General features: G+C 57.9%; 11 protein-coding genes. 2 read left to right on the forward strand and 9 right to left on the reverse strand.

The features are described from left to right. Nucleotides 1-185 precede the first annotated feature (185 nt). Entirely contained in the window at nucleotides 186-932 is a 747-nt protein-coding gene (locus QC823_RS01150; protein ID WP_309654520.1) for a tRNA-uridine aminocarboxypropyltransferase, read from the forward strand. On the opposite strand, the gene QC823_RS01155 is transcribed toward QC823_RS01150, so the two are convergent. The 8 genes from QC823_RS01155 to def form a co-directional block, all read right to left on the reverse strand. Next, on the reverse strand, nucleotides 909-1,805 hold the full coding sequence (locus QC823_RS01155) for a DMT family transporter (protein ID WP_309654521.1): 897 nt from the start codon (nucleotides 1,803-1,805) through the stop codon (nucleotides 909-911). The two genes, QC823_RS01150 and QC823_RS01155, sit on opposite strands and share 24 nt — an antisense overlap. Continuing rightward, complete coding sequence (locus tag QC823_RS01160; RefSeq protein ID WP_309654522.1) at nucleotides 1,802-3,034, reverse strand: TraB/GumN family protein; 1,233 nt, start codon at nucleotides 3,032-3,034, stop codon at nucleotides 1,802-1,804. Before QC823_RS01160 ends, QC823_RS01155 begins: the two co-directional genes overlap by 4 nt. Before the next feature lie 43 nt (nucleotides 3,035-3,077). Next, nucleotides 3,078-4,526: a TrkH family potassium uptake protein gene (locus tag QC823_RS01165; protein WP_309654523.1), complete on the reverse strand. Its 1,449-nt coding sequence runs from the start codon at nucleotides 4,524-4,526 to the stop codon at nucleotides 3,078-3,080. A gap of 13 nt (nucleotides 4,527-4,539) precedes the next feature. Beyond that, on the reverse strand, nucleotides 4,540-5,913 hold the full coding sequence (gene trkA / locus QC823_RS01170) for a Trk system potassium transporter TrkA (protein ID WP_309654524.1): 1,374 nt from the start codon (nucleotides 5,911-5,913) through the stop codon (nucleotides 4,540-4,542). Between the two features lie 94 nt (nucleotides 5,914-6,007). Continuing rightward, nucleotides 6,008-6,214, reverse strand: coding sequence for a dodecin (locus QC823_RS01175; RefSeq protein WP_309654525.1), 207 nt, complete (start codon nucleotides 6,212-6,214; stop codon nucleotides 6,008-6,010). A 72-nt stretch (nucleotides 6,215-6,286) separates the two neighbouring features. Then, nucleotides 6,287-7,624, reverse strand: coding sequence for a 16S rRNA (cytosine(967)-C(5))-methyltransferase RsmB (gene rsmB, locus QC823_RS01180; RefSeq protein ID WP_309654526.1), 1,338 nt, complete (start codon nucleotides 7,622-7,624; stop codon nucleotides 6,287-6,289). Next, nucleotides 7,624-8,637, reverse strand: a complete 1,014-nt coding sequence (gene fmt / locus QC823_RS01185; RefSeq protein WP_309654527.1) for a methionyl-tRNA formyltransferase — start codon at nucleotides 8,635-8,637, stop codon at nucleotides 7,624-7,626. Before fmt ends, rsmB begins: the two co-directional genes overlap by 1 nt. A gap of 3 nt (nucleotides 8,638-8,640) precedes the next feature. After that, nucleotides 8,641-9,153, reverse strand: coding sequence for a peptide deformylase (gene def / locus QC823_RS01190; protein WP_309654528.1), 513 nt, complete (start codon nucleotides 9,151-9,153; stop codon nucleotides 8,641-8,643). A 258-nt stretch (nucleotides 9,154-9,411) separates the two neighbouring features. On the opposite strand from def, the gene QC823_RS01195 reads away from it, so the two are divergent. Further along, nucleotides 9,412-10,434, forward strand: a complete 1,023-nt coding sequence (locus tag QC823_RS01195; RefSeq protein WP_422823547.1) for a LysM peptidoglycan-binding domain-containing protein — start codon at nucleotides 9,412-9,414, stop codon at nucleotides 10,432-10,434. Between the two features lie 48 nt (nucleotides 10,435-10,482). On the opposite strand, the gene QC823_RS01200 is transcribed toward QC823_RS01195, so the two are convergent. After that, the coding region (locus tag QC823_RS01200) for a hypothetical protein (protein WP_309654530.1) at nucleotides 10,483-10,687 on the reverse strand (205 nt) is incomplete at its 5' end.

Raw genomic sequence — 10,687 nt, forward strand, 5'->3', positions numbered from 1 at the left:
TGGGGTAGACAGGGTTTTTGCTGGGTTGCGCTCGTGAAAGTATTATCACTTAAGTGCGCATGAGGGTATTTAAAGGCATTGCAGAGGCCGAACTAGAAAAGAAAGGGTCATTCGGGCAGGTTCGGGGTGACGGTTTGCACGCTACTTGCTTTATACTCGCGGGTTTTTCCAATCTAGGAGCGTAGATGCCTTCGCCACTCGATAACCATACCCCCGCGGAGGTTGACCCGGCGACGGGAAAACCGCGGCGTGAGTTTAAGGCGCGGGGGAGCTTTGTTGAGCGCTGTGAAGGGTGCAATTTACCGGTGCTGAACTGTCTCTGCCCGTATAAAGTCACTGCCGAAAGCGAGGCACAGGTGTGGCTTTTGACCCATCGGATTGAGCATTATAAGCCGACCAATACCGGGCGTTTGATTGGCGATGTGCTGGCGCAAACGGAGGTGTTTACCTGGCACCGCACCGAACCGGATCCCCGCTTGCTGGCGCTGCTCGCGGATGAGCGCTTTGCGCCTTTTGTGGTTTTCCCCGATGACCAACCCGACTACGCCGACCGCGTGGTATCGATTGATGCCGTGACGCAGGCAAAAGCCAGCGGTAAAACGCCGGTGTATATTCTTATTGATGGTACCTGGCGCCAAGCACGGCGGATTTTTCGCAAAAGCCCTTATCTCGATGCGTTGCCGGTGTTGCCGCTTCGCAGCGAACGGGAAACCCGCTACCGGCTGCGTAAACCGGCGTCAAAAGCGCATTTATGCACCGCTGAAGTTGCCGCCGAGCTTCTGCGTCAAGGCGGTGATGTTGATGCCGCCGATGTGCTTGATGATTATTTCGATGCGTTTAACGCAAGCTATGCCGCAAGCCGTCAGTACCATAAGATCAAAACCCCCACGGACGCCATGCAACGTTTGCTAGCGCGGCAGCCAACGCCATAACACCTGACGCACCCAATACCAGCGGTTGATGAGCAACGCGGTGAAAATCAGCCCGCAGCCGAGTAGCTGCAAAAGCGTCATGCTTTCGCCAAACCAGAAGGCGGCCAAAAGCGCGGTCCACACCGCTTCGAGCATTAAGATAACCGCCGCATGACTTGGCGATGTCATGCCCTGGGCTTTCACCTGGAGAAAAAAGCGCAGTGAGCTGGCAATCAGGGCGCTGGCCAAAAACCAGCCGATAATTGCCGGCGAAAGCGCTAGCGGCTCGCGTTCGAACAGCACAGAAAGCGTCGTCAGTACCACGCCCACCACCATCAGTTGTAACGTAGTGAGCGGCAGGGCAGGAAGGTGGCGCACCACGCGGGTGTTGACGTTGATCAGTAGCGCAAACAGTAGCGCCGAGCAGACCATAAAAAGCTGGCTAGGCTCAAGGCGAAAACCGGCGTTGAGCGAAAGTAATGTAAAACCAAAGAGTGCGATGGGCAGGGCGACCCATGTCGTGCGCGGCGGCAGGTCGCCAAACAGCAAGCGTGCCACTACTGGTACCAGCAAAATCCCCAGGCTATTGATGAAAGCGCTTTCGCCCAGGTGATGAGAATATTCAAGCCCCATTACCCAAAAGGCAATGGCGCCGCTGAACAACAGCCCAACCGCTGCGCCGTTGTATAGCTGTCGCGCCGGTAAGCGGCGCAGTGCAGGCCAAGCAAAGCAGGCGAGCACTGCACTCGCGAGCAAAAAACGCGTGCCAATAAACCACAATGGCGACATGCCCGCGAGGGCTTCTTTAGAGAAAATCCAGCCCGCGGCGGCCACCAGCGTGACCAGTAATAACAGTGCATCCGCTTGCCAGGGGGAGCGTACCAGGGTGTTCACGCCGCGCTGCCAAACAGTGCCCCGGCGATTCTAAACCCGGCAATCCAAGTGCCAGCGGCGGAGCCTAAGGTGGCGAGCATGAAAACTAACAAGGTGCGCGAGACGCGGTTTTTCCACCAGCCTTTAAGGTGCGCGACATCGTGGCGCAACGTCGAAAAATCGCGCACTTTAGGTTTGCGCATATAGAGTTCAACCCCGGCGGCGACAAAGCCCGCACCGATGGTGGGGTTGAGCGATGTCAGCGGTGCAGCGAAAAAAGTCGCGACGACGGTGACCGGGTGGGCCAATGCCGCGATGGTGGCCGCGCTTGAAAGCACGCCGTTGATTAAAAACCACTCCAACACCAACTGCCAGCCAAGCTCAGTATTGCGCGAAAAGCCAATCGCAAAGCCGATGAGTACTAGTGCGGTGATCGCCCATGGCAGTATTTTCCACAGTTTGGAGGGTGGCGGTGTGGCTTCCAGCGACTCACGCTCCGCGGTTGGCGAGTCAGGTAAGGGAGCTTGTAAATGCTCGCCAGTGCCTTTTAAGTGCCCAGCCCCGAGGATCACAAGCACGTGCTGGTAGCGCCCAGGGGGGGCATCTTCGGCTAGGCGCAGCGCCATGTAGCGGTCGCGTTCGCGAATTAGCGGCGTGTAGAGCGCCTCTGACTCAGCGGCAAACTCGCTAAACGTCGCCTCAAGAATGTCGCCTTCTTTGAGCTTTTCGATCTCTTCCTGGGCGACGTCTTGGCGCGACAGCACGCTGCCCAAAAGCCCTGAGAAAAGCGAAAAACGCTGCCACCAAGGTACGTTGCGGTAGATGCGTTTGAGCGTGATGCCCACGTCGCGGTCAACCAGCAAAAGCGGCAAATCGAGACGTTTGGCCTCGTCAACGGCAGCGCGCATCTCAGCGCCTGGCTGAATACCGGATTGCTCGGCAATGCGCTGTTGAAACGCCCCCAGCGCTAAGCTGGCGGCGACCATGCCGGCCTTGCCCTGTTTGAATACCTGGAACAAATCCTGCTCGCCCATGGCATTAGGGTTGGCCATGCTGTGATGGCGGGCATCGCAAAGCTCAATGGCGACGGCATCAAATTCACCGGTCTCAATGAGCTTGCGTACGTCGTCCGCGCTTTCAGCGGAGACGTGAGCGGTACCCAGCAGGGTATAGCGCGTATCCCCAACGGTGACGGTTTTTAGCGGCCCGCTAGTCGTGGGAAGCATAGATGCGGTATCAGTTGGGCTCATTCAGCACTCGATAAAAATAGGGTAAAACGGGAAATAAAAGCGTTTAGCGGCGCCAGAAGGCGGGCGTAAACAGCACTAAAATCGTGAAAATTTCTAATCGGCCAAGCAGCATGGCTAGCACTAAGATCCACTTGGCAAGCACCGGCATGTCGCCGTAGTGGGCACTGGCTTCGCCGAGTGCCGGGCCTAAATTATTGAGCGCCGACCCGACGGTCGACCAAGCCGTTACCTGATCCACGCCGGTTGCCATGACGCCGACCAGCATCAAAAAGAACAGCATGACGTAGGCCGAGAAAAACCCCCACACCGCTTGGGCAACACTATCCGGCACGCTCACTTTGCCTACTTTAACGGCGATGACCGCGTTGGGGTGGATCAAGCGCATGACTTCGCGCATGCCCTGCTTCAAGATCAAAATAATGCGAATGACTTTCATCCCGCCGCCGGTAGAGCCTGAGCAACCGCCGACAAAGGCCGCAACAAACAGAAGAAACGGCAGTGCCCCAGGCCAGCCGGAAAAATCAGCGACGGCAAAACCTGCCGTGGTAGCCACGGAGACAACCTCAAACAGCCCGTGGCGCAAGCCGAGCTGGGTATCATACGTTCCCGTCAACCACAGGGAAATCACGGTCACGGTGGTTAACCCGAGCAAAAATAAGAGTAAAAAACGGGCTTCGGGATCTTGGAAGTAATGCGTGAGGCTTTTTTGCCGCCAAGCGACGAAATGCAGGCTGTAGCTCAACGCTGAAATTAACATAAAACTTATGCAAATCAATTCGATCGCGGCGCTGTCAAAGTGACCGATACTCGCGTCATAGGTGGAGAATCCGCCGATAGCGACGGTAGAGAAACTGTGCCCTAACGCATCGAACCAGTTCATGCCCGCGAGCATATAGGCTGCTAGGCAGGTGAGCGTCAGCGAGGCGTAGATGTACCACAACGCTTTGGCCGTCTCGGTAATACGCGGAGTGAGCTTGGAATCTTTCAATGGGCCTGGAATTTCGGTGCGGTAAAGCGCCATGCCGCCCACCCCGAGTGTGGGCAAAATCGCCACGGCCAATACCACAATCCCCATACCACCGAGCCACTGCAGTTGTTGGCGATAGTAGAGAATTGATTCGGGCAGGAAATTGATACCGGTAATCACCGTGGCACCGGTGGTGGTGAGCCCCGAAAACGACTCGAACACCGCATCGGTAAGCGACAACGCGCCGTCGCCGAACAGCATCAGCGGCAATGAACCGAATAGCGCTAGCACCGTCCAGAACATGGCCGCGATAATAAAACCGTCGCGAATACGCAGCTCTTTACGCTCATTGCGATTAGGCAGGAAGAACAAAAGCCCGGTAAACACGGTAATCGCGATGCCGATCAAAAAGGCATCCCACACGCCGTCGCGAAACCACAGTGAGATCAGAATGGGCGGCATCATGGTCAGGCTGAATAGCATCAGCAGTAACCCTAATATACGCAGAATTACCCGCAGGCTCATTTACCTCAACTCCCTAGAAGAAGGTCAGCCCGACCTGGAACAGCCGCTCCACGTCGCGGATACGGCGCTTGTCGATGACAAACAGAATAATGTGATCGCCCGACGCCACCACCACGTTGTCGTGAGCAATCAACACCTCTTTACCGCGCACGATAGCACCGATGGTGGTGCCCTCAGGCAGGTCAATTTCATCGATGCTACGGCCCACGACTTTTGACGACTGTTTGTCGCCGTGGGCGATGGCCTCGATCGCTTCCGCCGCCCCCCGGCGCAATGAGTGAACGTTGACGATATCGCCCCGGCGCACGTGGGTCAGTAGGCTGCCGATGGTGGCCTGCTGGGGGGAGATGGCAATATCGATATCGCCCCCTTGCACGAGATCGACGTAAGCGGCGTTATTGATCAGCGTGAGAACTTTTTTCGCCCCGAGACGCTTGGCCAAAAGCGATGACATGATATTGACTTCATCGTCGTTGGTTAGCGCACAAAAGATATCGCACTCTTCAATGTTCTCTTCTTCAAGCAAGCGCTTGCTGGTGGCGCTGCCGTGAAGCACAACGGTACGGTCGAGTCGCTCGGAAAGGTGGGTGCAGCGCTCCAGGCTATGCTCGATGATTTTGACCTGATGACTATGCTCCAAGTGTTCGGCAAGGCGCTCGCCAATGTTACCACCGCCGGCAATCACCACCCGACGAAAGTCGCGTTCGACGCGCCGAAGCTCGCTCATTACCGCGCGAATATCGCGCCGTGCCGCGATAAAAAAGACTTCATCATCGGCTTCAATCACTGTGCTGCCACGCGGGATGATTGGCCGGTTGCGGCGGTAAACCGCGGCGACACGGGTGTCAACGTTGGGCATATGGCGGCGCAAAAAAGCCAAGTCTTGCCCCACCAGCGGGCCGCCATAGAAGGCCCTCACCGCCACTAGCTGCACCATGCCTCCGGCAAATTCCAGTACCTGTAGCGCACCGGGATGCTCGATCAAACGGCGAACATGGTCGGTGACCACCTGCTCGGGGCTGATCAACACATCAATGGGAATCGCTTCGTGGGCGAACAGCCCCTTGCGGGTCAAATACGCGGTGGCGCGCACGCGGGCAATTTTGGTCGGGGTGCGAAACAACGTATGCGCCACCTGGCAGGCGATCATGTTGATTTCATCGGCGCTGGTGACCGCGATTAGCATATCGGCGTCTTCACACCCCGCTTGGCGTAGCACCATGGGGTAGGAGCCTGCGCCTGTCACAGTGCGAATATCAAGCTTGGTGTGTAACTCGCGCAGCTTGTTGGCGTCGGTGTCGACCACGGTGATGTCGTTTTCTTCTCGCGCGAGGTGTTCTGCCAACGTGCCGCCGACCTGGCCGGCGCCAAGAATGATGATTTTCATCAGGTTGCCGTCCCCGTTAGTGCGCAAACACTGCGCTGCAATAGAAAGCGGCGGCTAGTGTAAACCAGCCGCCGCAAAAAAGCAGGGGAGGGCGTTATTCCAGCGTGAAGCCGACTTTCACCGTCACCTGCCAGTGGGCAACGCGACCGTCGTCGATATGGCCGCGTGTTTCTACCACTTCAAACCAGCGCATGTGCTTGACCGATTCGGCGGCTTTGCCGATGGCATTTTGCACGGCGTCTTCCATGCTTTTCTCTGAGGAGCCGGTTAGCTCAATATGCTTGTAAGTATGATGTGTCATACGTTCCTCCTTCGCGGTCTTACATGAGTTGATTCGTAAAGCGTTGGTCCGTGCGGAGAAATCTCCACGGCTTTACTTAGCAATACGCTTTTCTAGTCTGGCATAAAAAAAGCCATCGTGACTGTTGAGTTGCGGAAAAAGTTGCCGACCCGCGCCGCTTTCTCTTCCCCAGGCGACCCCCGTTGGCGTGGTAACACGCGCATCAGGCGTGCGTTGTAAAAACGCCTCAACTTGGTCGGTATTCTCTTCAGGAAGCACTGAACACGTGGCATAGAGTAGCGTGCCGCCTTCGTTCAGAAGCGGCCAGAGATTATCTAACAAGCGCGCCTGAAGCTTCGCGAGTTGTTTGATATCGTCTTTGCGGCGCAGCTTTTTGATATCCGGGTGACGCCGAATCACACCGGTGCCCGAGCACGGTGCATCAAGCAAAATAGCGTCAAAGGGAGTGCCTTGCCACCAATCGCGGGTCGTGGCATCGCCGTGGCAAAGCTCAGCCTCAAGCCCGAGGCGCGTTAACGTGTCCTCGACACGAGCGAGACGTTGGTTATCGTTATCGAGTGCGGTCAGAGCAATATCAAACTGCTCCAGTAAATGCGCGGTTTTGCCCCCCGGCGCGCAACAGGCGTCAAGCACGTGGGCGCCGGGGCGCGGCGCAATCGCAGGGCCTAACAGGGCGGCAGAGAGCTGTGCGGCTTCATCTTGTACGCTTACCCATCCGTCCGCAAAGCCGGGGAGAGTGCTGACGTCGCAAGGCGTCTCTAAGGTGATGCCGTCAGGTGCGTGGGCGCAGAGATGCGCGTCTAACCCTTGCGACGCGAGTTGGGCTAGATACGCTTCGCGGTCTTTGTGGTGCTGGTTGACGCGCAGTGTCATGGGGCCGGGCTGATTATTGGCCTCGGCGATATCGCGCCAATGGTCGGGCCACGCTTCTTGCAGCGCGGTCAAAAGCCACGGCGGGTGTTCCAAGGCAATATACGGGTCGCGGTCGACATGTGCTTGCAGGGCGTCGGCTTCGCGCTGAAGGCGACGCAGGCAGCCGTTGAGGACGCGTGTTGCCCATTCTTTACCCATAAGCCGCGCCGCGCCGGCAGTTTCGCCCACTGCCGCGTGAGCGGGAATGCGCATATAAAGCAGCTGATAAATCCCCAGTAGCAGCAGGGCCTGCACGTCCATGTCGCGCTTTTTGAACGGCTGTTTCAGTAGCTCATTGGCAAGCGCCTCTAACCGCGGCAGGCGACGGCAGGTGCCGTAGCAAAGCTCTTTAAGCAGCGCGCGATCGCGGGTAATCACACTGTGTTCATCCAGCCCGGCAAGTGAACCTTGGTCACTGAGCACCGGTGTGAGCGCGCGGGCGGCGGCGGCACGAACTTCCTGACCGCTACCGGCTTGGGGGCTGCGCGGTGAACTCATCAAGTGTCTCCTTGCGGCTTGTGGTTAACATCGTTGTCAAGAGCGTTGCCAAGATCGTTACCCAGGACATTGCCAGGGGCTAAATGCGTGTGGCGGGCGTTGAGCAATTCCCGCACTGGCATTGCTTTGCCACCGGGGAGCTGTGCTTTTGTCACTTGCAGCACCTCGTGGCCGTGTGCGCCGCAGGCGATGCGCAGGCAGTCGCGCCCTGGTGCTAACAGGGTGCCGGGGAGAGCAGGAGGGGCAGAGCCCTCTTCGGCGCTGGCCATCAACAGGCGCAGGCGCTCATCGCCCAGCGCGCACCACGCGACGGGCCACGGATTGAAGGCGCGGATTTTTGCCGCGAGTGTCGCAGCCGGCTGGGTGAAATCAAGTTCCGCCTCGGCTTTGGAGAGCTTGGCCGCGTAGGTTACGCCTTCTTCCGGCTGCGGCTTTGTTTGCGCCTGGCCAGCGGCCATGGCATCCAGCGTGTCAATCAGGGTGGTGGCGCCAAGCGCGGCCAGGGTATCGTGCAACTCGCCGCCAGTGGTGGTGGGGGTGATCGGCGTGCGCGCCTCACGCAGCACCGCGCCGGTATCAAGCCCCGCGTCCATCTGCATGATGGCAACGCCTGACTCACGATCTTCTGCTTCGATGGCACGCTGAAGCGGTGCTGCCCCGCGCCAGCGCGGCAAGAGCGAGGCGTGAACGTTGACACAGCCCAAACGCGGAATATCCAGCACCGCCTGGGGCAGCAATAATCCGTACGCCACGACGACCATGACGTCGGCGTTTAGCGCGGCTAGCGCCGCTTGAGCGTCAGCGCTTTTTAACGATGCCGGCTGGTAGACGGGCAGATCGTGCTCAAGGGCTCGCTTTTTTACCGGGCTGGGGGTGAGCTTACGCCCGCGCCCGGCAGGGCGGTCGGGCTGGGTGTAAACGCCGACGACGTTATGCTCGCTGGCCAAAAGCGCTTCTAGGCTTGCGGCCGCGAAGTCCGGCGTGCCGGCAAAAACAACGCGCAGTGATGACATGCGTTAAGCGTCCTGCTCCAGTTTGTGGCGTTTCTGCATTTTTTTCAGTACGCGATTACGCTTGAGCGGCGAGAGGTAATCGACAAATAGCACGCCTTCCAAGTGGTCAAACTCGTGTTGAATGCAGTGTGAGAGCAGGCCATCGGCTTCAAGCTCATAAGGTTCACCGTTACGGTCGAGCGCGTTGAGCCTCACTTTTAAATAGCGCGGCACGTCGGCGTAGTACTCCGGGATCGACAAGCAGCCTTCGGAGAGCAGCTCTTTTTCTTCGCCAAGCGGCGTATAGCTGGGGTTAATTAATACCAGCGGCTGGCCGCTTTCGTCGCTGACATCCATCACCACCACGCGGCGATGAACATCAACTTGGGTGGCGGCAAGGCCGATGCCGCGGGCGTCGTACATGGTGTCAAGCATGTCATCGACAAGCTTTCGAACTTCATCATCGACGTTTTCAACCGACGCGGCCTTAGTGCGTAGCCGCTCGTCGGGATACTCTAGGATCGGACGTATAGCCATGGCGTAGTAATACCGTTAAGTGGAGTCGTTAATGTAGGCGTTTAAAGCGAACAAGACCGACGCGTTGGTCGCATGGTCTATGTTCATTGTTATCGTTCATTATATCATGCCAGCAAGCGCTTGAGCATTGGGCGCCCACCGCAGGCAAATCAAACGGGAGAGCGCATGGCAAGGGATGACAACGCGAGGTATCAACGCGCCTATTGGGTATGGCAAAAGCACCCCGCAGCGCTTATCAGTGTATTACTTTTCAGGGTAATGCTTGTCAGCGTATTACTCGCGGCACCGGCCAATGCCTGGGAGCGTCTACGCAACGATGCCCCTGAGCGTTACACGGTTCAGGCGGGCGATACGCTTTGGGATATCGCCGCGCGATTTTTGCACGCGCCTTGGCAGTGGCCTGAGGTGTGGCGAGAAAACCCGCAAATCGAAAACCCGCATCTTATCTACCCAGGCGATGTGTTGACGCTGCGCGATTGCCAGGGCATGCCATGTATCCAGCTTGAGCGCAGCAAGCAAGTGGTCAAGCTTTCTCCCGAAGTACGCACGCTACCCCATCGCGAGGCGATTGAGCCGCTGCCGCGCGAGGCGGTTGAGGCGTTTTTACGCAAGCATCGGATTGTCGATAGCACCGAGGTACTGAACGAGCTTGCCTATGTGGTTGCCGGCGACGACACACGGTTGATCAGCGGCGCGGGCGATGTGATCTACGTGCGTTTAACCGATCAAGCGCGCAATAAAAGCGCGATGGTGCGCGGTGAGCCGATGGGTATCTATCGCCAAGGTGAGCCCTATGTGGGGGGCGACGGTGACGTGCTGGGGCTTGAGTTGATCAGCGTAGGAGAGGCCGTCCTGCTGCGCCGCGACGATGATATTGCGCGGCTAGAGGTGCGCCGTGCTGAGCAGGAGGTGCGCAATGATGACATCGTGCTGCCGTTGGAATCGTTTTTATTGGATGATCCCTTCACGCCCCGCGCGCCGCGCAACGACGTGAGCGGTGTGATTCTTGCGGTGCCCGGCGGCGTGCGCTTTATTGGCCGGTTGCAGGTGGTGGCGATTGATTTGGGCACTCAAGACGGCTTGCAGCCGGGGCATGTGTTGCGTGTTGATCAGCAAGGGGAGCGCGTGAACGACCCGCGCACTCAAGAGGTGTTACAACTGCCCGCCGAAGAAGCCGGGGCGCTGATGGTATTTAAACCCTATGACCACGTAAGCTACGCCTTAGTGATGGAAGCCTCCCGCGTGCTGGCGGTAGGGGATCGCGTGAGAACCTCGCGCTAGGCGCAAACGTCGTCTATCAAGGATCGTCTAACAATGGTTAGGACAGTTTCATGACGCGATAGCGCCGTAGTGGCACATCTCGTCAAAGTCGGGTCGGGATTTTATGCGATTGAAGTCCAGACCTAAGTAAGAAGAAAAGCGCTCCAGCAGATGCGCGTTGGCTTTGCGGGTTCGCCAGCGGGCGATGGAAATCACGCGCCTATCGCCTGATTGTTGCTGTCGATCCTCAAGCTTGAGCAGGTTCAGCGCGGTC

Source organism: Vreelandella vilamensis (assembly GCF_031451755.1).
Classification (GTDB): Bacteria; Pseudomonadota; Gammaproteobacteria; order Pseudomonadales; family Halomonadaceae; genus Vreelandella; species Vreelandella vilamensis.